20 protein-coding genes are annotated in these 25,136 nt (G+C 46.1%); 8 read left to right on the top strand and 12 right to left on the bottom strand.

What is annotated here, in order from left to right; all coding sequences use genetic code 11:
- Window positions 1-275 precede the first annotated feature (275 nt).
- The 6 genes from ubiE to NGM44_RS08410 all read left to right on the top strand — a co-directional run bounded on the left by ubiE (window position 276) and on the right by NGM44_RS08410 (window position 4,863).
- The gene (ubiE, locus tag NGM44_RS08435) at window positions 276-1,133 is read left to right on the top strand and encodes a bifunctional demethylmenaquinone methyltransferase/2-methoxy-6-polyprenyl-1,4-benzoquinol methylase UbiE (RefSeq protein WP_253223231.1); all 858 of its coding nucleotides are present in this window, start codon (window positions 276-278) and stop codon (window positions 1,131-1,133) included.
- Window positions 1,134-1,145: 12 nt separating this feature from the next.
- Window positions 1,146-1,793: a hypothetical protein gene (locus NGM44_RS08430; protein ID WP_253223230.1), complete on the top strand. Its 648-nt coding sequence runs from the start codon at window positions 1,146-1,148 to the stop codon at window positions 1,791-1,793.
- A 34-nt stretch (window positions 1,794-1,827) separates the two neighbouring features.
- Window positions 1,828-3,468, top strand: coding sequence for an AarF/ABC1/UbiB kinase family protein (locus tag NGM44_RS08425; RefSeq protein ID WP_253223229.1), 1,641 nt, complete (start codon window positions 1,828-1,830; stop codon window positions 3,466-3,468).
- Window positions 3,469-3,537: 69 nt separating this feature from the next.
- Window positions 3,538-4,044, top strand: a complete 507-nt coding sequence (locus tag NGM44_RS08420; protein WP_253223228.1) for an adenine phosphoribosyltransferase — start codon at window positions 3,538-3,540, stop codon at window positions 4,042-4,044.
- Between the two features lie 117 nt (window positions 4,045-4,161).
- Window positions 4,162-4,503, top strand: a complete 342-nt coding sequence (locus NGM44_RS08415) for a hypothetical protein (RefSeq protein WP_253223227.1) — start codon at window positions 4,162-4,164, stop codon at window positions 4,501-4,503.
- 66 nt (window positions 4,504-4,569) lie between these two features.
- Complete coding sequence (locus NGM44_RS08410; RefSeq protein ID WP_253223226.1) at window positions 4,570-4,863, top strand: hypothetical protein; 294 nt, start codon at window positions 4,570-4,572, stop codon at window positions 4,861-4,863.
- A 378-nt stretch (window positions 4,864-5,241) separates the two neighbouring features.
- Here the strand turns inward: NGM44_RS08410 and NGM44_RS08405 are convergent, their stop codons facing one another.
- Both NGM44_RS08405 and NGM44_RS08400 read right to left on the bottom strand, forming a co-directional pair.
- Entirely contained in the window at window positions 5,242-5,532 is a 291-nt protein-coding gene (locus tag NGM44_RS08405; RefSeq protein WP_253223225.1) for a YeaC family protein, read from the bottom strand.
- An 89-nt stretch (window positions 5,533-5,621) separates the two neighbouring features.
- A complete protein-coding gene (locus tag NGM44_RS08400) occupies window positions 5,622-6,596 on the bottom strand; it encodes an NAD(+) kinase (protein ID WP_253223224.1) in 975 nt (324 codons plus the stop codon).
- A 247-nt stretch (window positions 6,597-6,843) separates the two neighbouring features.
- On the opposite strand from NGM44_RS08400, the gene NGM44_RS08395 reads away from it, so the two are divergent.
- Window positions 6,844-7,566, top strand: a complete 723-nt coding sequence (locus NGM44_RS08395) for a Bax inhibitor-1/YccA family protein (protein ID WP_253223223.1) — start codon at window positions 6,844-6,846, stop codon at window positions 7,564-7,566.
- Window positions 7,567-7,903: 337 nt separating this feature from the next.
- Here NGM44_RS08395 and NGM44_RS08390 read toward each other — a convergent pair whose 3' ends face one another.
- The 4 genes from NGM44_RS08390 to htpG all read right to left on the bottom strand — a co-directional run bounded on the left by NGM44_RS08390 (window position 7,904) and on the right by htpG (window position 14,216).
- On the bottom strand, window positions 7,904-8,938 hold the full coding sequence (locus tag NGM44_RS08390) for a low specificity L-threonine aldolase (protein WP_253223222.1): 1,035 nt from the start codon (window positions 8,936-8,938) through the stop codon (window positions 7,904-7,906).
- 176 nt (window positions 8,939-9,114) lie between these two features.
- On the bottom strand, window positions 9,115-10,455 hold the full coding sequence (gene gdhA / locus NGM44_RS08385; protein ID WP_253223221.1) for an NADP-specific glutamate dehydrogenase: 1,341 nt from the start codon (window positions 10,453-10,455) through the stop codon (window positions 9,115-9,117).
- A 194-nt stretch (window positions 10,456-10,649) separates the two neighbouring features.
- A complete protein-coding gene (locus NGM44_RS08380) occupies window positions 10,650-12,107 on the bottom strand; it encodes a C13 family peptidase (RefSeq protein ID WP_371923545.1) in 1,458 nt (485 codons plus the stop codon).
- A 174-nt stretch (window positions 12,108-12,281) separates the two neighbouring features.
- Window positions 12,282-14,216, bottom strand: a complete 1,935-nt coding sequence (gene htpG, locus NGM44_RS08375) for a molecular chaperone HtpG (RefSeq protein WP_253223219.1) — start codon at window positions 14,214-14,216, stop codon at window positions 12,282-12,284.
- Window positions 14,217-14,443: 227 nt separating this feature from the next.
- Here htpG and NGM44_RS08370 point away from each other — a divergent pair, with 227 nt between their 5' ends.
- Window positions 14,444-16,966, top strand: a complete 2,523-nt coding sequence (locus NGM44_RS08370) for a penicillin-binding protein 1A (protein ID WP_253223218.1) — start codon at window positions 14,444-14,446, stop codon at window positions 16,964-16,966.
- Between the two features lie 105 nt (window positions 16,967-17,071).
- Here the strand turns inward: NGM44_RS08370 and NGM44_RS08365 are convergent, their stop codons facing one another.
- From NGM44_RS08365 to NGM44_RS08340, 6 genes are all read right to left on the bottom strand, one after another.
- Window positions 17,072-17,536, bottom strand: a complete 465-nt coding sequence (locus tag NGM44_RS08365; protein ID WP_253223217.1) for a hypothetical protein — start codon at window positions 17,534-17,536, stop codon at window positions 17,072-17,074.
- 1 nt (window position 17,537) lies between these two features.
- A complete protein-coding gene (gene rph / locus NGM44_RS08360; protein WP_253223216.1) occupies window positions 17,538-18,254 on the bottom strand; it encodes a ribonuclease PH in 717 nt (238 codons plus the stop codon).
- 136 nt (window positions 18,255-18,390) lie between these two features.
- A complete protein-coding gene (locus tag NGM44_RS08355; protein ID WP_253223215.1) occupies window positions 18,391-20,088 on the bottom strand; it encodes an AMP-binding protein in 1,698 nt (565 codons plus the stop codon).
- Between the two features lie 275 nt (window positions 20,089-20,363).
- Window positions 20,364-22,049, bottom strand: coding sequence for an AMP-binding protein (locus tag NGM44_RS08350; protein WP_253223214.1), 1,686 nt, complete (start codon window positions 22,047-22,049; stop codon window positions 20,364-20,366).
- Between the two features lie 159 nt (window positions 22,050-22,208).
- Window positions 22,209-23,435 (bottom strand): bifunctional phosphopantothenoylcysteine decarboxylase/phosphopantothenate--cysteine ligase CoaBC, encoded by a 1,227-nt coding sequence (gene coaBC, locus NGM44_RS08345; RefSeq protein WP_371923483.1) that lies wholly within the window; start codon window positions 23,433-23,435, stop codon window positions 22,209-22,211.
- Between the two features lie 206 nt (window positions 23,436-23,641).
- Window positions 23,642-24,970 (bottom strand): MFS transporter, encoded by a 1,329-nt coding sequence (locus NGM44_RS08340; RefSeq protein WP_253223213.1) that lies wholly within the window; start codon window positions 24,968-24,970, stop codon window positions 23,642-23,644.
- Window positions 24,971-25,136: the final 166 nt, after the last annotated feature.

Below are 25,136 nucleotides of genomic sequence, written 5' to 3'. Positions count from 1 at the left end.
TAAGGGTTGAGTAAATTGCTTTAATATGATTTATTTTAACCCTTAAAATCTTTGAAAAATATTGATAGCTATTTGATTTTAAATGATAATTTAATATCACAATGCATATGCCAATTGATAAATTTTAAGCCAAATTCATCATAATCACACCCAAACCAGCAAACTTGCGCCACATCCACAGACAAATTTTTGAAAACCTGCCTAATTTTTCCCAATTAACCTGCAAAATAGTGTATCATTAAGGGTTGAAATTTATCAAAAATTTAGGGCTTATCATGAGCAATCAAAATCATAACGACACACAATTTGCCAATCCAAATATCCTGCCAACAGGCACGCCGCAAGGACAGAGCGAGCTGCAGCGACCACAAGGCAGCGAAACGGTTGGCGAAGAGACTACGCATTTTGGCTATCAGACCGTGCGTAAATCTGAAAAGCAAGCCAAAGTCGCCGAAGTGTTCACTTCTGTGGCACGCAAATATGATGTGATGAATGATTTGATGAGCTTCGGTATTCATCGCCTATGGAAGCGTTATGCCATCAGCCTAACAGGAGTGCGCAGCGGTCAGCGCGTGCTTGACATCGCAGGCGGTACAGGTGATCTTGCCAAGGTATTTAGCCGTGAAGTCGGTCGCTCAGGTCGCGTGGTGCTATCAGACATCAATGAAGCGATGTTGGAAGTCGGTCGCACACGCTTGATTAATGCTGGCTGTAATAATGTCGATTTTGTGCTTGCTAATGCTGAGACGCTTGAGCCATTTGCCGATAATTCGTTTGACCTAGTCACCATCAGCTTTGGTCTTCGCAATGTCACCGACAAAGACAAAGCCCTTGCCGCCATGCACCGCGTGCTAAAACCGGGTGGTCGCTTGTTGGTGCTTGAATTTAGCAAGCCTGTCTTTGAACCACTATCAAAAGCTTATGATTTGTACTCATTCACCGCCCTGCCAATCATGGGTAAAATCGTCGCAGGTGATGCCGAAAGCTATCAGTACCTAGCCGAATCAATCCGTATGCACCCAGATCAGGCGACACTTAAGGGCATGATGGAAAACGCAGGCTTTGTCAATTGTGATTATCACAACCTAACAGGCGGCATCGTCGCGGTGCATCGCGGCTTTAAAGCGCGCTGATCGGTGCATTCCATGAGTATGCTTGGCGTCCTAAGCCTTGCGATGGCAGAAAAAGTGCTGAACACCGCCATCGCCACCGACACATTCACCCAAGATGCGCTGACCGAGCTGTCGGGCAAAAGCTTGCGAATTGTCATACATCGCCCAAAGATCGCGCTGGATGTGCTGCTTGGTGATGATCGTGTGCGCTTTGAACCTGTGATGCAGTCGATTTTTGAGCCACAAGGCGGACAAGTCATCACGCCACCTGATTGCACCGTGACGGTCGATGACCCAAGCCATCTGCTTGAACTGATCCAAAATCCTGTTGGCAATCTGCCCATCTCGGGTGATTATCAAGTACTGATGCGTGCCAAGACGATATTTGAACACTTTGAGCCTGATATTTGGTATCAGCTTGAGCAAGTGATTGGCACGGATTTGACCAGTCATCTGTATATGGTCGGTCGCGAGCTATCGCCTGTGTTTGCACCGATCATGCAGACGATCAAGCAGTCAGTGACAAGCCTAGTCAGCCCGATAAAACCTGCGACCAATGCCTTTGAAGAAGAGCTGTTAGATCAGCGAATTTTTGATAAAAAGCAAGAACTTTTGCGCTTACAAGCAGATATTGAACGCAGCCAAGCCAAACTTGCTCAGCTACAAAATCAGCTGGATTAATCATTTTTCTTTTTAATTATAAAACCATCCGACCATGCTCATCACTCATCGCAAACGCCTGCTTTCATTATATCGCATCGCAGCCAAATATCGCCTTGATACGCACTTTGCCGATATGCCTGAGCTTGCGCCTGTCGCTCGGCTCATTCGCCTGCACCCTGCTGCACTTGGCAAATCACACCAAGAACTCGGCGTCAAGCTTGCGCTTGAAGAGATGGGAACGCTGTTTTTAAAATTAGGTCAGCTGCTTTCGACGCGCTCAGATTTATTACCACCCGAGATCATCGCACAGTTATCTTTATTACAAGATAAAGTTGCGCCTTTTGATGTCGCCACCGCCAAAACAGTGATTGAACATCCCAAGCTTGGACTTGGCAAGCCGATTGATGAGCTGTTTGCGCGCTTTGATGATGCACCGCTTGCTGCTGCCAGTATCGCTCAAGTACATACCGCTGCCTTGCATGATGGTCGTGAAGTGGTGGTCAAGGTCGTGCGCCCTGACATTCGCGATGGCATTATCAGCGATTTTGAACTCTTGCGACAAATGGCAGCATGGGCATCGGCACGCATCGAAGCGGCGCGCGCGATTCACTTAATTGACATCGTCGAAGATTATCGCCAAATCATGCTCAATGAGCTGGATCTAACGCTCGAGGCCGCCAACAGCACCAAGATGCGTCATAATTTCACTGGCTCAAGGCTGATTTATGTGCCAGAAGTCTATGCGTCCGCCAAACAAGTGATGGTCGCTGAGCGTGTATTTGGTGTGCCGATTTCACATACCGACACTTTCGATCAGCTCAATTATGACCGCGCAGCCCTTGCTGAAAAAGGCTTGACAATCTTTTTCACCCAAGTATTTCGCGATAACTTCTTCCATGCGGATATGCACCCTGGTAATATCTTTGTGGAGACCTTGCCTGACGGTGGCGCAGTGGCTGAGCCGCGCTATATCGGGCTTGATTGTGCGATCATGGGTGAGCTTGCTAAAGAAGATCAGCTCGTAGTGGCGCGTCTGCTATTATCGGTGATGAACGGCAATTATACGACGCTTGTGGATATCATCGCTGCCGCTGGCTGGATTCCACCATCCGCCGATAAGCACGCCTTGATCCGTGACATGACGCGCACGGTCAGCCCGATGGTGCTAAAGCCGATTGATGAGATTGATTTTGCAGGGGTGCTGTTTGAAATTCTCACTATCGCACGCCGTCATCGCATGAGCATTCCACCGCAGCTGATGCTACTTTTAAAGACCTTGGTGCATGTCGAAGGACTGGGTCGTGAACTGTATCCTGATTTGGACATTTGGTCGCTTGCCAAACCGATTCTCACCGCGTGGGTCAAAGATCAGCTTGATCCTGTTAAGAATCTACAAGACATCAAAACGCAGCTGCCTGAGATTTTGCTTTCGACCACTGATTTGCCTAAGTTACTCAATCACAGTATCCAAAGCCTTGCCACACTGGGTGCAAGCCAAGACACCACCATCCGCGAACTGCAAGCCATGCGCGCAGATGCGCTTAATGAACGACGACATGATTGGATTGCCGCGACAGGCTTTGTGCTGATGTTGGCTTTGGCATGGTGGTCGGCAGTTGCCATTCATCTGTATCTTACACCACTGTTTATGCTGTTTGCCTTAGGCTTTGCACTGTGGCGTATCTTGATTTGATTTAATAAGATTATCTAATTAAATACCCTATCTTTGTTCGATTTATTTTGTTGTTTTTTTGGAAGTTTTATGACACATTCTCTTTGGTCACATATCCGTACTGTTGCCGATTTTCCTAAGGCAGGCATTGAATTTTATGACATCACGCCACTACTTAACGGCCATCATGATAAGCTCATCGATGCGATGATTGCTGCTGTGCCTGCTGATGTGATGGCTGACACGGATGCCATCGTCGGTATCGAGTCGCGTGGCTTTGTACTGGCAAGCCTGCTGGCTGTCCGCCTGCACAAAAAACTCATCCTAGTGCGTAAAGCAGGCAAGCTACCACCACCTGTACACGCCCAAAGCTATGGGCTAGAATACGGTCAAGACACTCTAGAAATCAGTGCCGAGCTTGACCCTGCCAAAGTACTCATCATCGATGATGTGCTTGCCACTGGTGGTACGCTCAAGGCTGCTCATTCACTATGTATCAAGGCAAACCTAACGCCACTTGGCTCATTGGTATTGCTGGATTTGCCGGCATTGCACGGGGATCTTGGGCTGAGCTATTGGACTGTGCTTGAAAAATAAACCCTACCAAAAAGCGTCTGCAACTTTGCAAACGCTTTTTTGTTGGTTGTGATGGTGTGTTATGCCATACCACTAAAAAATAAGTGTTGTTTCTTGCAATCCCAAAGGTCATTATTAATGAATATTTACTATGTTACATATTGCCTATCAAGGGCTTGCTTGGGTGAAATTAGTGAGAATTTTTCCAGAATTTATTGGTCTTTTGATAAATATAAAAATATTACTGTTTATTTTTATTTAATTTCTGAAATAGAAGAAGATGTGAATATAATTTTGGAAGAAATACTGCCCATGTTAGAATTTTATATTAATGAAGATTTAAAAATGATGGGGGAATACAGTTTGAATCATAAAATATTTTACGATGATTGCTATATTAATTGTGATGATTATTATTTCTGTATGGAATTTTTTAGAAAAAAAGAAATAGTGCATAGGGTGCAAGCCATGTACAGTTGATTAAATGGAATTTGATGGTGCGTGGTACGCACTTCCAATAAACCAAAGCAGGTTTAAGAGTTATCAATGAGTCAGAAAGATATAGTTGTTGTATGTTTATTTCTAGCAATACTTGTATATACTGCATTCTATAATTACTTTTTATATAAACTGTGTAAAAATATAGGTATGGTTAAAAAATTCTTAGATTATTTGGAGCGTAGCATTACAATATCTAAATTTGCTTTAGATATTTTTTGGGGTAATATTGACTCTGATAACATCAAGAATGATAAAAATTTCCGCATTGTTCAAGCGTTCTTGAGATTTTTCCCAGTAATTTTGTTAATATGGATTATTGTTCCTAGTCTATTCGTATAATCTGCACAGATTGGGGTCGAAGCGCATAGGGTGCGTATCATGCACCGTTGATTAAATGGAATTTGATGGTGCGTGGTACACATGCTACTTTTAATTAATTGAAATTTATGATAATTTTATATAGTATAGGGGCAATACATGTTTAAGTCTATTATTGATGGCTTGGTGGCCGCTTTTTCAATCGCCATGTTGCTACTTTTCGCCTTTATCATCTTTGCGATTTTCTTGCTAATCTTGAACTTTTTGGGCGTAATTAATTAGTGCATAGGATGCACACGGCACACCACCAAGCCAATTTTAATGGTGCATGATATCACCAACACCAACCCCACCCACTAAAAAAGCGTTTGCACTCTTACTGCAAACGCTTTTTTTGGTTTAATGCTTAAACTTCACCACTTGCTCGGCATTTGGATAGTGATGATCATGTTCAACATCGCATTCTGCGCCGACCACCGTGCCATCTTCTTTGACAGGTTTATGAATATAGCCCGTGCGTTCGGTAACTGGTAGATACTCATGTTCCCATACCATCACCGCTTGCATACAGGTGGTACGCTGTGCGTCGGTGAGTTTTTCGCCATTTTCCCAGCGACCGATTTCGATGGCGGTGCGGAATTTTTCGACGATTTCGGGCGTTAGGCTGTCTAGGATATCTTGCTTGTTCATTATTAATCCTTATAAAATTTAAAATCAATCAATTTATAATAAATACTGCTCAGTATTCTACAAATCATGACAGATAATTAAGCCATAAATCATTTATCCAATGAAAATTCTTCACTGAATAAATTCCAGCTAAGCTTAGTGCGGCAAGCTTCATAAAAACTGTAGCTATCAGGGTGCAAAAGCAGCAGCGTTTTATCATGCTTGGCGATCAATAGCGTCTGATCATTTTCAAGCGGTGCCGATGCCTTACCATCTGCACCAACCATCGGCTGTGTGCGGTTATCACGATGAATATTAATGGCGATACGACTGCTGCCTGCCACCACCAAAGGACGGCTCGACAGTGTGTGTGGATGCATCGGCACAAGGCAAATCGCATCCAGCGTCGGATGAATGATCGGGCCACCTGCAGATAAAGCATAGGCAGTTGAACCTGTCGGGGTGGCGACAATCAAACCATCCGCGTGCTGACGATAGACATCTTGATTATTAATTCTAAGTTTAAAATCAATCGTATGAACTGACTTACCAGCATGCAGCACAATGTCATTGAGCGCGACATCTTCATGGATGACTTCATCGGTCGGATTACCATGATCATCATTTTGGACGATTTGAAATTTGATCAAAAATCGCTCAACCAACCAATATTGACCATCCAGTACCTGACTGACCTTCTCGATTAGCTCATCAGGATTGACATCCGCCAAAAAACCCAAGCGACCGCGGTTAATCCCAAGCACAGGCACATCCGTCCCTGCCATCACCGATGCCGCTTGGAGCATTGAGCCATCACCACCAACGACGATGACCAAATCACAATGCTCGCCCATCTTTTGGCGTGGGACAATCTTGAGCGTCACACCATCAATTTTATCAAAATCAATCAACATCCCATCAATCGCCGCCGTCTCAGTATCAATCACCACCGACAAGGCACGCTCATTCATCAAGCCAATCAGCTGATTGAGCGTCTCAACGACACTGGTTTTGCCTGCACGCCCCATCAGTCCGATACGGCGAAATTGTGGGCGCTTTGGGTGATTGTTGATGAAATTTGACATAGTGAAAATTTGATAAAAATATTAGGCGTATGATACCCAAAATCGCCGCTTAACACAACACACAAGCCATCTTGGGGCAAAATTTCCTACAAACTTGACAAAACCGCTGGGATTTATCATAATCAGCCCCATATACATTAAAACAGTTTTTCAAATTTACGATAATTGATCACGGTTGCAAAATTTGACATAAGACTTAAGCTTAAGCTTCGTGTTATTTGAAATTTTACAACCATCAAGGAAATCTATGGCAAATCCAATTTTATCTCGCACCACGCTGATGACTGGCGCGGTAGCAATGAGCGTACGCGGCGTCGTCGCCAAAAGTGCGTTTTTATTAAGCCTTGCTGCCGTGGCGGGCTTTGGCGTTTTCTTCTATGCCTTGACAGCAGGTCTGTCATCAGGCATCTTGTACACCATGGCGATCGTCGCAGTATTCGCTGGCATGGGTTTGGGTTTGGTAAGCTCATTTAAGCCACATCTTGCCAAGACACTTGCCGTGCCGTACGCACTGACCGAAGGCGTGCTGCTTGGTGCATTTAGCCTGATCATGTACCGCATCTACCCAAGCGTGCCACTGTCGGCGCTGTCTGCTACTTTCATCACCACCGCTGTGATGCTGACTCTGTATGTCACAGGCGTGATTAAGGTGACGGCAAAATTCCGCTCAATCATCACTTCAGCCATCATCGCCATCGGTATTCTGTACCTTGTGCAGCTAGGCTTTCGCCTATTTGGCTCAAGCTTGCCACTACTGTTCGACGGTGGTTTGGTAGCGATTGGCTTTAGTGTTTTTGTGACTTTGATTGCATCATTTAGCCTATTGCTTGACTTTGATAATGTCGAGCGCGGTGTGGAATTTGGCGTCGCGCGCGAATATGAATGGGTATATAGCATCGGGATTTTATCAACCCTAGTGTGGATGTACATCGAGTTTTTGCGCTTGATTGGTTATTTGCAAAGCGAATAAGTAATCGGTAAAAAATCCGCTTAAGACTTTATCTTAGGCGGATTTTTAATGCTTGTCATTTGTAACTGATTTAAGATTTAGAAGATTTACTCTTATTTATCAATAAAATCTGTGAAATAATACAAAAGACTATTTATAAGAATGATGCACTGCGTTCTGATTTCACAGACCCCCTCCTAGCCTCCCCCTTGAAAAAAAAAGGGGGGGGAGGAGTTGCCATATGCAAACATCTGTATGCAAGTTACAGCTCCCCCTTGTTTAGGGGAGGATTGGGGTGGGATTTATTCAAGGATATTTATTCAGTTGAACAAATAACACATTTTTTAAAACTTAAAAATCACATCGCCTTTTTAATAGCACCAACAAAAGCATCAATGTCCGATTGCTCAGTATCAAAGCTACACATCAAGCGCACCATGCCATCAGAGTCCCAATCATAGAACATGAATGCTTGACGCACGCTGTCTGCCACCCCTTGTGGCAGCTTGGCAAAGACACTATTAGCTTCGACAGGATAACAAATCTTCACACCATCAAGCTGCGCCAATTGCTCTGCCAAATAACTTGCCATGCTATTTGAATGCGTGGCAAGCGTGCGATACAGCTCATCTTCTAGTAGCGTGATCAACTGCGCAGAAATAAAGCGCATTTTTGACGCTGTTTGCATCGACATCTTGCGCAGATAGCGCAGCTCATCACCTGTATTACCCGTGACATCGATCAAGCATTCGCCGAACATCATGCCATTTTTGGTACCGCCAAGCGATATCATATCCACGCCTGTCTCAGCAATCATCGTACGAAAATCGGTATTGAGATGACACACAGCATTCGACAAGCGCGCACCATCGACGAATAATTTCATGCCGTAGCGGTGCGTGGCATCAGCAAGGTTTGACAGCTCATCTAGGCTATAGCAAGTGCCGCACTCGGTGGCTTGTGAGATATACACCACCGCAGGCTGTGAGCGGTGTTCGTTACCAAAGCCGTGCGCTTCTTTGGCAATGAGTTCAGGCGTAAGCTTACCATCGATCGCATCAATCAGCATCAGCTTACAGCCGCCGACCACTTGCGGTGCGTTACTTTCATCGGTGTGGATATGCGCACTGCTGGCACAAATGATCGCACCCCAACGCGGCAGCAGGCTTTGTAAACCCAAGACATTCGCGCCTGTGCCATTGAACACCGGATAGCCTTGCGCCTTATCACCAAAATGCTGCTTGATCAAGCGCTGCAATTCATGGGTAAAATAATCATCGCCATAAGCCGCAACATGACCTTGATTAGCAACTTGCAGCGCCTGCATGAACGCAGGGTGTACGCCAGAATAATTATCAGATGCAAAATGTTTATTGGTATTAGAAAACTGCATGATTTCCCCCTTATAGCCCCTTTAGCCCTTTTCGATTCTTTTATAAAAAAGCAAAAACAGCAAGCAACAGTTTTCGCTGTCCACCTGCTGTTTTTTTTGGATTATACTAAACAAAACCAAAAGTTTTGTCAATCATAAATTTTTGATATAAGCTGTTTATCCAAGCTTAATTTGGCTTATAAAATGCCGTATGCCACCAGTGCATTTGCCACTTGGGTAAAGCCTGCGACATTCGCACCTGTCATGTAGTCAATCGCACCTTTGGTTGTGCCGTATTTATCGGCAGCTTCGCGTGCGTTATCATGAATGTTTTTCATGATGTCTTTTAGCTGCTCATCAAGCTCAGCGAATGACTTGTACTGGCGCACTGAGTTTTGGCTCATTTCAAGACCCGACACCGCCACACCGCCAGCGTTTGATGCCTTACCTGGTGCATATGCCACGCCTGCTTCACGCACGACATCGATCGCTTCAGCGGTCAGCGGCATATTCGCGCCTTCTGCGACATATTTTACGCCATTATCGACCAATTGCTTGGCTTCAGCATCGTTCACTTCATTTTGGGTGGCGCATGGCAATGCGATGTCTGCGGCAAATTGCCAAGGTTTCGCGCCTGCGATCCACTCACCGCCAAATGCGCTGACATAATCTGCCAATGGCTTGCGCGCGTCTTTTTGGGCTTTGATCCAATCGATTTTAGCTTGGTCAAAACCTTGTGGATCGTGCAGCACACCTTGAGAATCTGAGAAAGTGATGACTTTACCGCCTAATTGTACGACCTTCTCGGCGGCGTATTGCGCGACATTACCCGCGCCTGAGACTAGGACAGTCTTGCCTGCCATGCTGTCATTATTTGCTTTTAGCATATTATCAAGGAAATACACCAAGCCATAGCCTGTCGCTTCGGTACGGATCAATGAACCGCCATGACCCACGCCCTTACCTGTCAAGACACCTTCAAATTCACGCGTCAAGTTCTTGTACATCGCGAACATATAGTTCACTTCACGGCCGCCGACACCGATGTCACCTGCTGGCACATCCATATCTTTGCCGATATTTTTGTGCAGTTCGCGCATGAATGCATAGCAAAAACGGCGAATTTCGTTGTCTGATTTGCCTTTTGGATCAAAGTCAGAACCACCTTTTGCACCGCCCATCGGCAGACCTGTCAGTGCGTTTTTGAAAATTTGTTCAAAGCCCAGAAACTTAAGCACGCCTTCATTAACTGTTGGGTGAAATCGAATACCGCCCTTATATGGACCGATGGCATTGCTAAATTGTACACGCCAGCCGCGGTTTACTTGCACTTCACCTTTGTCATTTTCCCAGTTCACACGGAAGCTGATGATGCGGTCAGGCTCGCACAGACGCTCAAATACTTTTAGTTCTTCAAATTTTGGATTGTCAGCATAAACCTGCTCAACGGTCATCGCAACTTCTTGCACCGCTTGGATAAATTCAGGTTGATGGGCGTAATTTTTTTTGACTTGCTCGACTGCAGATTGGATACTCATGGTAAATCCTTATTTTGGTGGAGAGTGATGATTTCATCAGATTGTTATCATAAATCATAAAATCAGATAAAGTTATCGGAATTGACAATATAACAACCTTAAACATAAATTACAAGTGATTTTTTTATTCATTTGACCGACTTTTTTTCAAGGCTGATTTTTGCCAAATTGACCATAAAAAACCCAGTGAATCATCACTGGGCATTCTCATTAATGGCGGCTGCATTACCGTCAGTAGTCGCGGTATCCGCATCATCAGCCAAGGCTTTTTGCAAATCGATCACAGGATTGGTGTCGTGTAAGAACAAAGCCTTTTCAAGCTCAGGCAAAGCTTTTTGCATCACTTCACCGATGGCGCGCTGTGGCTCTGATGACTCAAATCCCATCAAAGTCTCACGCTCACCGACACGGCGCACTGCTTGTAAAAACGCCCCATCAAAGCTTTGTTGTTCGCGCATTCCTTCGGCAAAGAACGCACGCCCAAAATAGGTCAAATCCGCATCATTGGTACAGCCAAAGCTAGCACGATCGGCGCGCGATGCGGTGATGATCAGCGTATATGGATCTTTGAGCGCATCGATGAAAGTGCCTGCATAACACGCCGAGACGACGATCACCCGCCAGCGAATGCCTGAATTATCAAGCGCAGATTTTAGCCAATATGGGTCAATCGGCGGCAGATCCAATGGCTCATTGGTCACGGCAAGCTCACCAAGTGGTGTATCATGCTCATCGACGACGCCATGCGAGCTTAATGCCAAAAATAGCACATCTTCATCGGTGTCCATTTTTTTGGCAAAGGCATTCAGGCTCTGCTCAATGCTTGCGCGTGATGCAATCGGATAATCAAACCAAGTGTTCGGATTATTGATCAATGCCATCGAATGCCCTGCTGTGCCGAATTTGACATCAAATAACTGGCGCGCCTGCAAAATCTCACTCATAAAGACATCTTGCTCAGCATAGCTTGCCACGCCCAAAAAATACCACTCAGATACGCCTTTGCGACTGCGCGTGATGTTATCCAATGATTTTTGCATCACAGGGGCTTGGGCGAAAAACTGCGCTTCAGACAGCTTGGTTTCTTCGACATATTCCTTAAAAATCGGCTGATCGACGACATTGCGTTGCCAAACCAACAATAGCGCGATGGTCGCCACCAACATCAGCACGCGCTCCCACCACGGCCAGTGCAAGCGCTTAGCAAAAATCCACAACAGCGATGTCGTCTGCCACACAAAAAGCAGCGCAAACAAGGTCGGCATCACATGATGCAGCCAATACGGTAGCAGACTTTCATTTTCCAAAAACTGGATTAGGCTTTGTAGCAAAACCAGCAAAGTATCCGCCGTCAGCCACAAAATCACAGGGACGAACAATAGCGAATAATTCAAAGAACGCTTGGCAAGAATAATCCCTGCCACCAAGATGATCGCAGGCCAAACCAAATAGCTGATTAAGCCTTGTTCATTAAAAAAGCTTAGGCTAGGTGCTGCCAAATAAGCAAATAAAATATTGGCAGAAATCGCCAAAATTAAAAAGATGGCAAACTGGGCAAAGGTCGGCTTGACACGAGAAAACGCCTTGGTGCTACCTAACAGCATCCACAGCGCCGCCGCCAAGTTTGAAAAAAAGTTGGACAAAAATCCCATCGAGCTACCGATTTTATTGTTATACAAATATGTGGCTATTGTAGCATAATGTAATTTATTGGGTATAAAATTTTTGTATCATAATATCAGTATGCATTTGATGACTGATTTAAAAGTAATTTTCATAAAAAACCGCCTGTATATCACAGACGGTTTTGCTCTATTTTAAGTCCATCACTTCATGAGCAATTTATTGACGCGTTTTAGATAACCCGCAGGATCATCCAGCTGTCCGCCATCAGCAAGCAAGGCTTGGTCAAAGATAACTTGCGCCAAATCATCAAACTCGGCACTGCTCTCAAGCTTGGTGATGAGCGGATGCGTCGGGTTAATCTCAAGCGTCGGCTTGACATCAGGCACAGGTTGCCCCATCGCTTTTAACATCTGCACCATCTGCGGTGATAGCTCACCATCACCCACCACAAGACAAGCAGGACTATCCACCAGACGGCTAGAGACACGCACATCTTTGGCACGCTCGCCCAGAGCGGTTTTGAGTTTATCCACCACAGGTTTTAGGTTTTCTTCGGCTTGCTTAGCCTCTTCTTTTTCGGCTTCGTCGGTCAACTCGCCCAAATCCACCGCACCTTTGGCGATATTTTGTAATGGTGTGCCATCAAACTCATGCAAGAAATTCATCGCCCACTCATCGACACGAGCGGTCATCAGGATGACTTCGATGCCTTTTTTGTTAAACAGCTCAAGCTGTGGGCTGTTTTTGGCGGCCGCCAAATTATCCGCCGTCAGATAATAAATCGCCTTTTGACCGTCTTTCATGCGAGCCTTATAGTCGGCAAAGCCTGTCTCGATGGCGTCATTTTGGCTGGTGGCATAGCGTAGTAGCTTGGCGATACGCTCTTGGTTAGATTGGTCTTCACCCAAGCCTTCTTTTAGTACATCACCAAACTGTGTGTAGAACTGCTTGAATTTATCTTGTTTATCCGCATCTTCAGAATTGGCAAGACTTGCCAACAAAGTCAGCACGCGGCGCGCGTTACCATCGCGAATTGCCTTGACATCGCGGCTTTCTTGTAGAATTTCACGGCTGACATTCAGCGGCAGATCCGCCGTATCAATCACACCCTTGACAAAGCGCAGATACATCGGCAACAGCTGCTCAGCATCTTCCATGATGAACACACGCTTGACATACAGCTTCAAGCCGCGCTGCTGCTCGCGTGCATATAGATCGTACGGTGCATTTTTTGGGATGTATAGTAGCTGCGTGTACTGCACACGACCTTCGACACGATTGTGCGTGAAGGTCAGTGGATCTTCATAGTCATAGCTGAGATTTTTATAAAACTCGTTATACTCATCATCGCTGATGTCGCTTGGGCTGCGTGTCCATAACGCATTGGCTTGGTTGATGGTCTCATACTCATCGGTGGTGATGTATTCGCCCTTGCCTGCGACCACTTCGCCATTGTCATCAAGCTCATCTTGCCATTCTTGTTTACGCATCTGAATCGGCAAGCTGATGTGGTCTGAGTATTTATTCACCAGTGACTTGATGGTGTGGCGATCCAGATAATTGGTGGTATCTTCACCGCCACCTGCATACTCATCTTTTAGGTGCAAAGTGATGCTCGTGCCACGGCTGTCTTTGGTGATGGTCTCGGTGGTGAATGAACCTGTGCCATCTGATACCCAGCGTACGCCTTGATCGGCCGCTTCGCCAGCTTTTCGGCTCTCGACAGTGATGGTATCTGCCACAATAAAGCCTGAATAAAAGCCTACGCCAAACTGACCAATCAGATTGCCGTCTTTTTTGTCACTGTCAGAGAGTTTCTCCAAAAATGCCTTGGTGCCTGATTTGGCAATCGTACCCAAATGCTCGATGGCATCTGCCTCATTCATACCGATGCCGTTATCGCTGATGGTGATGGTTTTGGCGTCTTTATTGATGTCAATTTTAATCGCAAGCTCGCCATCGTTCTCATATAGGCTATCATCTGCTGTCGCCAAAAAACGCAGTTTGTCGCAGGCATCGGATGCGTTTGACACCAATTCACGCACAAAAATATCAGCATTTGAGTACAGTGAATGTGTCACTAGGTGCAAAAGCTGTGCGACTTCGGCTTCAAAATGATGGTTGGTTGTGGTCATAAAATTCTCCTTATTGTTTGCAATTGTTTTGATGGCTATCATAATCGGGTCATGGCAAATTTTTTCAAGCAATTTATGAGCATTATCAGTATAAAAACCACCAACCATCAGCGTTGTAATTTATAGTGATTTTCAATAACTACACTTATTTACCAACTATTACTAGCTTTTTTTTGTCAAATTGGTAAAATGGTCAGTTAGTTTAAAACAATTAAGCATGATTTTTTATGGCTGAAAAAACTTTTACTGCGACGCTTTGGTCTGTATTGCTAAAAATCTTGGTGGCAATCATTGCCTTAGTCTTGATTTTGGTATTGGCGTTTCCGATTGGCTTTTATGGGATGGCAATGTATCTTGAGCCAACCTTGCCTGATGTCAAAAACATCAACCAAACCGAACTTCAGATGCCACTACAGGTCTATACATCGGATAATAAGCTGATTGGGCAATATGGCAATACTTTATCATTGCCAGTGACTTTTGAAGAAATTCCACAGCATATGATTCATGCGTTTTTGGCTGCCGAAGACGATACTTTTTTTGAGCATAGCGGTATCAGTGTCAAAGGTATGGGTCGTGCACTCACCGAAGTGGCATCAAATTCCGATTCGCAAACGGGTGGCTCGACCATTACCATGCAGGTGGCAAAAAACTATTTTCTAAGCCCTGAGCGTACCATCGACCGTAAGCTGACTGAGCTGTTTATCGCTCGTAAGATTGAAGCCGAACTCACCAAAAATGAGATTTTGACTTTATATGTCAATAAAATCTATTTAGGCGAAGGCACTTATGGTATCCAAGCGGCGGCACGTCGTTATTTTAGTAAGCCACTTGATAAGCTGACCATCGCTGAGATGGCAATGATTGCTGGTCTACCAAAAGCACCATCGGCTTATAACCCTGTGGTCAATCCTGAGCGTGCGATGGAGCGTCGTAACTGGATTATCGGCCGTATGCACGAAGAAGGCTTTATCAGTGCTGCCGAGCGAGATGCCGCCATCGCAGAACCGATGGGACTCAACCTGTATAAAGAACAGCTTGATTTGAATATGCCGTATGTGGCTGAGATGGCTCGTAGCTCATTGGTTGAAAAATACGGCGAAAAAGTGATGGATTCTGGCTGGCGTGTACAACTGACCATTGACAGTCAAGACCAATTAGCCGCTGATTCTGCACTCGTTGGCGGTCTGCGCAGCTATGACCGTCGTCATGGCTGGCGTGGTGTCGAAGCCGAAGAAGGCGAGCTTGAAGGTCGTCGCAACTTTGACAACATTTATCCTGCCAAAGTCACCAAGGTGAATAACAACAGCTTTGAAGCTGAACTACAATCTGGCGATAAAGTCACCATTCATTGGTCAGGCATGAATTGGGCAAGACGTTATTATAGTGCCAACCGTGTCGGTGGCGGTTACAGTAATGCCCACCAAATGGTCAAAGTCGGCAACATCGTGCGTATCTCGCCACTGAACGAAGCCAAAACCGCTTGGAAAATGGAATCCATTCCAAAAGTACAAGGTGCATTGGTATCGCTTGACCCTGAAAATGGCGCCTTGCGTGCGGTCGTTGGTGGTTTTCACTTTAACCATAGTAAATTCAACCGTGCTATCCAAGGCTATCGTCAGCCGGGTTCGACCATCAAGCCATTTGTCTATGCTGCTGCACTTGAAACTGGCAAATATACACCAGACAGCCTAATCTCAGATGCGGCAATCCGTATCGGTAGCTGGCGACCGAAGAATGCCGACGGTCGTTTTACTGGCATGATGACCTTGCGCCGTGCCTTGGCACTGTCTCGTAACACCCCTGTCATTCGCTTGATGCGCTCAGCAGGTATTGATGAGTCGCGCCAACTCATGAATCAAATGGGCGGTCTTGAGATGGACCGTATGCCATCGACGCTTGCCCTAGCACTGGGTGCTGCCGATATCACGCCACTACAGATGGCAACAGGCTATGCGACCATTGCCAACGGCGGTCATCGTATTCAGCCTTATTTCATCGAGCGTATTTATAACTTTAATAATGATTTGGTCTATCAGGCCAATCCTGTACAAGCGTGTGCATTATGCTTTAATAAGAATCTTGAAAAAACCAATGCCAAACTTCTAGAGACTTTTGAAGCACAACAAAAATCTGCCAACGCAAGCAAGTCATCAACTGCCAATACAGCAAAAGATGATAAAGCAGCAGATGACAAAACAAGCGATGCAGTAGCCCAAACCAAAACTCATGACGGCACGCCTGCTGGCGACCGCCTACACCCAAAAACTGCACCGCAGCTCATGATGGCACAACAAGCCCCGCGCGTACTATCACACGAGACAGCTTATAATGTCGCCAACATGATGCGTGAAGTCATCAGCTATGGTACAGGTAAAAAAGCCCGTGCTGTGGGTCGTGGCGATGTCGGTGGCAAAACCGGTACAACCAACCTTGCAAAAGATGCTTGGTTTGCAGGCTTCCACCCAACCAATGTTGCGGTTGCTTGGGTCGGTTTCGATACACCTTCTCCATTGGGTGCTCGAGAAGGTGGTGGCGCTGCCGCCCTACCAATTTGGGTAAACTATATGCGTAGAGCACTGAGTGGCACCCCTACTCAATGGGTAAGCAAAGAAGACCGCTCAAAGGCCAGCATCGAGGCTCAGCACATCGTCGAGATCACCGATGAAGGTCAAAAGTCAGTCACCAAAAATGACAATGCTGATAAAGCCGAAAAAGGCAGTAAGTCTGAGAAAAGCAAAACCCAATAAGCAATCACTGCTAATTAGCATTGCTTAATACAAAAATCCCGAAAATCTGATAAATTTTCGGGATTTTGTTTTTTAAAGCTTTTAAATTAATCGTCTTAAATCAGATTAATTCTCAGAACCCACCATCCGAACCGCGACATGATTCTTCGCCACGCTTTGTCCTGATAGCACCGCTTTGGCGATGCTCATTTCTTGCTCAGTCTCAAATCCGGTAAAATGATAGTCAATCCCACGATCTGTTACCATCAGCACGCCCGCTTGCTCAGTGATGATGGCGGTATCTGACAGCGTCAAGGCTTTTTGGTCAATCTCAAATCGCTTTGGGCTAAGCTTTAGGATGCCTTGGGCAAACAGATGGCGTTTTTTGGCTTGATGGCGTTTGATATTAAAACCAAACATCGCCACCGCGAACACGAACAGCGAACCGATGGCGTATTCCACAGGCATGGTCACACACACTGCCGCCACGATAATGCCAAGCACCAACAGACCTGCCGACCACCAAAACAGCGGATCGGCAGCGCTGCCATTGAGCCTGATACTCACACCATCATCATTGACCGTCAGCATATCACCAGCCCAATGCTTGCTTTTGTGCTTCAATGATTTGGCGGATACCGCTGTCAGCTAGGCTCAGCATTTGATCAGCTTCTTCGCGGGTAAATGGCTTGTCTTCTGCCGTGCCTTGGATCTCGATAAAACCGCCCGCCTGCGTCATCACCATATTCAGATCGGTATCACAAGTAGAATCTTCGGCATAGTTCAAATCCAGATACGCCTTACCATCTTTGATGCCAACCGACACCGCACCGACCAGACCCAATAGTGGATCTTGGCTGATTTTCTTCTCGCGCTGCAGATGCTCTAGCGCATCGATCAGCGCCACTGCCGCCCCTGAGATGCTTGCTGTACGCGTACCGCCATCAGCTTGGATGACATCACAGTCAATATAGATGGTATTCTCGCCAAGCTTTGATAAATCAAGCATCGCGCGCAGACTGCGACCGATCAGACGCTGAATCTCTTGGGTGCGTCCTGACTGCTTACCACGCGCCGCTTCACGCTGAGTACGAGTGCCTGTGGCGCGTGGCAACATACCATATTCTGCTGTCAGCCAGCCCTGCCCTTGACCTTTTAACCATCTTGGTACGCCTGCTTCGACACTGGCGGTGCACAGTACTTTGGTATCGCCAAAACACACCAGTACTGAGCCTTCGGCGTGCTTGGTGTAGTTGCGAGTGAAGCTGATTGGGCGAAGTTCGTTCAATTGGCGATTATCAATGCGCATAAGTTTTCTCTTTTATAGCCGTGATTTTAGAATTGAAAATACTGGTGTTTATTGTAACAAGTTTGACCCAATAACACAAAACAAACCTGCAAGCACGCTTACAGGTTTGTGATGATGATACAGATTAATCAGCTGATTATTTGCTTTCTTCAAGCTTACGCAGATCTTTGCGCAAAATCTTACCAACATTCGATTTCGGCAATTCGCTGATGAACTCGATGTATTTTGGACGCTTATAGCCAGTTAGATTTTCTTTCGCCCATTCGCGGACTTCTTCGACCGTCAGGCTTGGATCGCTTTTGACGATGAAAATCTTCGGCACTTCACCGCTGTGCTCATCACTGATGCCGATGACACCACACTCTAGGATTTTTGGATGTGCAGTCATCACTTCTTCGACTTCATTTGGATAGACATTAAAGCCTGAGACCAAGATCATGTCTTTTTTGCGATCGACGATTTTGATAAAGCCTTTTTCATCCATCACACCGATGTCGCCTGTGCGGAAATAGCCATTTGCAGTCATCACCTTGGCAGTCTCATCAGGACGCTTCCAGTAACCCGGCATCACCTGTGGACCTTTGGCGCAGATCTCGCCTGCTTCACCCAGCGCCACTTCATTATCATCTTCATCCAGTAGCACGATGTCTGTCGCCGGGAATGGGATACCGATTTTGCCTGTGTAGCCACCCGGTGGGTTTAAGGTCAAAACTGGTGAAGTCTCAGACAAGCCATAGCCTTCGATGATGTAATTACCTGTCAGACGCTCCCATGCTTTGGCAGTGTCAGACAGCACCGACATACCGCCGCCCAATGACAGTTTTAGATTGCTGTGATCAAGCGCGCGGAAGCCTTCATTGTGCGCCAACGCATTGAACAGCGTATTGACCGCAGGGAAAAATACTGGCTTATATTTAGCATAGTCTTTGCACACCGCTGGCAGGTCGCGCGGATTGGTGATGAGCAGCATACTAAAGCCCATTTTCATACCAAGCAGCGCACAGGCGGTGAATGAGAAAATATGATACAAAGGCAGCGCAACGGCGATGTACTGACCGCCCATGTCATTGCCTGGAAAGACTTTTGAGACGAATGGCACACACTGCTCGACATTCGATGCAAGGTTGCCATGAGTCAGCATCGCGCCTTTGGCCACGCCTGTGGTGCCACCCGTGTATTGTAGCGCGGCGATTTCATCCAGTGACACTTCAGGGCGATTATAAGCTGCTGCTGATACATTTAAAGCTTCTTTAAAGCTGACATGACCAGGGATATTCCACGATGGTACCATTTTTTTGACATGGCGCACCACAGCATTGACCAAAAAGCCTTTTAGACCCAGCATATCGCCCAGTGATGTGACGATCACATGCTTGACTTGACCTTTATTTTCCACACGCTCAAAGGTATGCGCAAAGTTCTCAACGATAAACAGCGCCTTGGCTTCAGAGTCATTCAGCTGATGCTCAAGCTCATGCGATGTATATAGCGGATTGACATTCACCAGTGTCAAACCTGCGCGCACAATGGCGATCATCGCAATCGGATATTGCAAGATGTTTGGCATCATCACCGCCACTTTATCGCCCTTGATAAGTCCTAGCGACTGCAAATACGCAGCCATCTGACGGCTGTAATTATCCAATTCGCGATAAGTGATCGACACACCCATACAAGTAAAAGCGATCTTGTTGCCATGACGAGCAAACGCCTGTTCAAAAATATCAATCAGCGAATTGACATGACTTGGCAATGCAAAATCAAAATCCAAGCCATGCTCTTGATAAGTCTTGAACCATGGGCGGGCGGTCGAAACGGTGAAATTGGTGGTCATGAGATGATTTCCTTATATCTGTTATGCAAAAATCCATGTAAAATAAAAGTGATGTGTGCTATGACACACTGCTAAATCTAACATATCTTTTCATCTAAAACAAGGATTGCACCCAAAAATTTGAGCGTACAAGTGTTTATCATTATGCCATTTTTTATAATAAAATCAATGAGAATTTGCATACTGTGGTAAATTTTTGCAAAATTTTACAAAATAAAAACCGCAGACATAATCTACGGTTTTATAACATTGGTTAAATCGCTATTTTAATCAGCTTACAACTTACGCAGCTCTTTGCGTAGGATTTTGCCGACATTGGATTTTGGCAATTCATTGACAAAGGCGATTTGTTTTGGGCGTTTGTAGCCAGTAAGATTTTTCTTCGCCCATGCTTTAATGTCAGCTTCGGTCAAATTTTCATCTTTTTTGACGATAAACACTTTCACCACTTCGCCACTGTGTTCATCAGGCACGCCGATTGCGCCGCATTCTAGCACGCCTTCGTGACTTGCGATGACTTCTTCGACTTCGTTTGGATAGACATTAAAGCCTGAAACTAGGATCATGTCTTTTTTGCGATCGACGATCTTGAAATAACCTTCTTCATCCATCACGCCGATATCACCTGTGCGAAAATAGCCGTTTGTCGTCATCGCTTTGGCGGTCTCATCATCGCGCTTCCAGTAGCCTTTCATCACCTGCGGGCCTTTGGCGCAGATCTCGCCTGCTTCACCCATCGGCACTTCATTGCCATCATCATCAACTAGGATAATGTCTGTCGATGGGAACGGCACGCCAATTTTGCCTGTGTAGCTGCCCAGTGGATTAAAGGTCAAAACTGGCGAAGTCTCAGACAAGCCATAGCCTTCAATGATATAGTTGCCTGTCAATTTCTCCCATGCGCTTGCGGTACTTGGTAGGACTGCCATGCCGCCACCGAGCGAGATTTTTAGGTTGCTGTGATCCAGTGATGAAAAGCCCTTGTGGTGCAATAGTGCATTGAACAGCGTATTCACTGCAGGGAAAAACTGCGGACGATATTTGGCAAATTGCTTGGTCAAATCATCAAAATCACGGGCATTAGGGATAAGCAGTAGTGCAAAGCCCATCTTCATGCCAAGCATGGTCACCATAAATGAGAAAATATGGTAAAGCGGCAGCGCCACCGCCATGTATTCACCATGCTGATAAGGCTTGGTAAAGCCTGTTTTGACATAAGTCATGCACTGCTCGACATTGGCGATCAAATTGCCATGGGTAAGCATCGCGCCTTTTGCCACGCCTGTTGTACCGCCTGTGTATTGCAAAATCACCACATCATCAAGGTTTAGATTTGGGCGTGTGTATTTGGCGTTGGTTTTTAGAATATCTTTAAAGTTGATTTTACTTGGGATATTGTAGTTTGGCACCATTTTTTTGACATAGCGCACCACAGCATTGATGATAACACCCTTAAAGCCCATCATATCACCCACGCCTGTGATGATGATATGACGCACCCGACCTTTGTTTTTTACCTTTTCAAAAGTATGTGCAAAGTTCTCAACGATAAACAGCACCTTGGCATCGCTATCATTGAGCTGATGTTCAAGCTCATGCGCGGTGTAGAGCGGATTGACATTGACCAATACCAAACCTGCACGCACGATGCCCATCATCACCGCCAAATACTGCGGACTGTTTGGCATCATCACCGCCACTTTATCGCCTTGCGCTAAGCCTAGTGACTGTAAATAAGCGGCAATTTTTAAGCTTAGCTTATCAAGTTCATCGTAGCTGATGTCATAGCCCATAAAGGTGATGGCATTTTGTCCTTGATTGGCTTTGAAATTGACATCAAAAAAATCCAGCAGATTATTCACGCCGCTTGGCATGGTCAGCTGAATATCAAGGTTGTTTTTACGATAAGTCGCCTGCCATGCACGATCAGCAGGGGTAATAAATGCAGAATAATCAGTCATGAATCCGTCCTTTAGTTTTGTATTCGGACAACATATAAAATTTATCAATGTTTCGCAATCAAAAACCATGAACCGCTGCCCACGATTTTTGATTGACAAATGGCTATAAATTTGGCTTGTGAAGTTTTATTAATAATAAATAATAGGTTTTTTATGAAATCAGCGCACAATCTTAGCAATACAACCCACCAATTGCTCAGCGATCGCCGCCTTGCTTGCCTTGGGCAATACCTGCTTATCAAGCCTGTATTGCTGCGCAAAAAACACCGTCATCGCATTATCATCAGAGCCAAAGCCAATGCTGTTATCCGAGACATCATTGACCGCGATCATGTCAAGCTTTTTGCGATTTAGCTTATCTTGGGCATAGTTTTCAGTGTCTTGGGTCTCGGCAGCAAAGCCCACCGTCAACACATCAGGGAAAGTCTTGGCAATAGTGGCAAGCACATCAGGATTTTTGATGAGCTCAAGTGTCATGCCATCAGCTTGACTGGTTTTTTTGATTTTATGCTCGGCGATGCTTGCCATCTTAAAATCCGCCACGGCAGCGGTAGCGATAAACACATCAGCACGCTTGCACGCATCCAGACACACCGCCAACATCTCATCGGCTGTACCGACCGTCAGACGCTGCACGCCGTACGGCGCAGGCAGGCTTACGCGCTTACCGCTAACCAAGACAACATCGGCACCGACATCATGGCAGGCTTTGGCGAGCGCATAACCCATTTTGCCTGTCGAATGATTGGACAAAAATCGCACAGGATCGATCGGCTCAAGCGTCGCCCCTGCGGTGATGACGACGCGTTTGCCCGCAAGACTCTGCGGCAGGCTTTGGCGCGCAACAAAAGACAAAATCATCTCGCACAGATCTTCAGGCTCAGGCAGTCGCCCTGCCCCCACATCACCGCACGCCTGCTCGCCACTGTCAGGATGGATGAGCGTGTAGCCGAAATTTTGTAGCTTAGCAAGATTATCTTGCACCACAGGATTTGCCCACATCGCTTGGTTCATCGCAGGCGCAAGCAAAATCGGCGCGGTGGTCGCCACGCACACGGTAGTGAGCAGATTATCCGCCAAGCCATTGGCAAGCTTCCCAATGGTATTGGCAGAACACGGTGCAATCACCACGACATCCGCCCACTTGGCAAGCTCAATATGCCCCATGCCGCGCTCAGCTTGCTCGTCCAATAGCGTGGTATGCACTTCATGCCCTGTCAGCGCTTGAAAAGTCATCGGCGCAATAAACTCGCACGCCGCCGCCGTCATCATCACACGCACCGAGCAGCCTGCCTTGATGAGCAAGCGTGCAAGCACCGCCGACTTATACGCCGCGATACCGCCTGTGATGCCAAGTAGGATTTTTGGGGGTTGGTTATGCGTCATGGCAAGCTGCCTATTTATTTGGGAAAATCGCGGTATTATAGCTTATTTTGCCCATGGGGTACAGTGAACACTTGCAAAACTGTAACAAACAAAATCCCCACATCGTCGATGTAGGGATTTGTCATTGGGGATTTTGAGTTAGGTTTGTTAATTTATCATCAATGAAACTTGCAAATTTCTTTTTAAAATCATCAAGCTATCAACCATCAACGCGCCTTAATCATCCGACCGATTAAGAAAAACATCAGCGCAGCCAGTAGCGCAGGCACAGCCAGCAAGCCAATGATGGTATCGGCGGATAGATTCATCGCCATCAACCAGCCGCCCACCATCGAGCCGACCACCGAACCACTACGACCTACCGCATTCGCCCAACTGACTCCTGTCGCGCGGCAATGCGTCGGATAAAATGCTGAGCTAAACGCATTGGCTCCGACCTGTGAGCCTGACACGCCCACACCCACACCCAGCATACCGATGAGCAGCAACATCATATTTAGGCTGACGATGCCTTGACCGACGATAATCAGGAAAATCGCGCCTGCAATGTAGGACAAATACAGCACTTTGGACGCGCCTTTTTTATCCATCAGATAGCCTAGGAAAATCGCGCCAATTGTACCGCCAATTTGGAACACTGATGTGATCCATGCAGCGATTTTCAGGTCGAAACCCACGCTTTTTAGCAAAGTCGGCATCCAGCTTGAGATCAGATAAATGATCAGCATACTCATAAAAAACGACACCCACATCAAGATCGTGCCAAGCGCGTATTCTTTGCTAAACAGCTCTTTGACGCTCACTTGTGCTTTGTCCGTCGGTGCTGCGATAAGCTCAGGCACAGGCGTGGATGCATCGGCACTGATACGGCGCGCGACTTTATCGACTTTATCTTTTGGGAAATTTTTAGTCACCATAAAGCGCAGTGACATCGGAAACCACCAAATCAAAATCGGCAAAATTGCCAAAGGCAGCACGCCGCCAATGATCAAGATCCCCTGCCAACCAATCACAGGAATCAGCTGACCTGAGACGATACCGCCCAATGCCGAACCGATGGTAAAGCCGCAGAACATCAAGGTAATCAAGGTCGAGCGGCGCGCGGTGGGACAAAATTCTGAAGTCATGGTGATGGCGTTCGGCATCGCACCGCCCAAGCCAATACCTGTGATAAAACGCAAAATCACCAGCGTCTGTAAATCAGGAGAAAATGCCGACAGCAAGCTTGCCGCTCCAAAAACAAACACCGAGCCTACCATGATGGGCTTGCGTCCGATTCTGTCCGCCAAAGGCCCAAAAATCAGCGCGCCAATCATCAAACCAAACAGCCCTGCACCAAATAACGGCGCAAGCTGTGGCTGCGTCAGTTGCCACTGTTCGATCAAAGCAGGCGCGATAAAACCCACCGCCGCCGTATCAAATCCATCAATCGCCACCACCAAAAAGCACAAAGCAATGATAAGCTTTTGGGTCGTGGATAAAGGCTGCGCGTCAATGTACGCTTGCACTTCCATTTTGTTTGCTGTCGTATCCATGAGATTTTCCTTTTGACGACATGAATTATTTTAATAAAACTTGCCAATCAACCAAATTTTGGCAACAAAAAAGCAATCAACAATCCCAAAACCACAAGGGTTGCTGATTGCTCTTTATTAAACAAACTTCCTGCAAAACACCGAATTAGAAAAAAACCGTTCGTGG

This window comes from Moraxella sp. FZFQ2102 (assembly GCF_024137865.1).
GTDB lineage: Bacteria > Pseudomonadota > Gammaproteobacteria > Pseudomonadales > Moraxellaceae > Moraxella.
The sequence above is the reverse complement of the archived record's forward strand: the minus strand, read 5'-3'. Positions and strand labels throughout refer to the sequence as shown.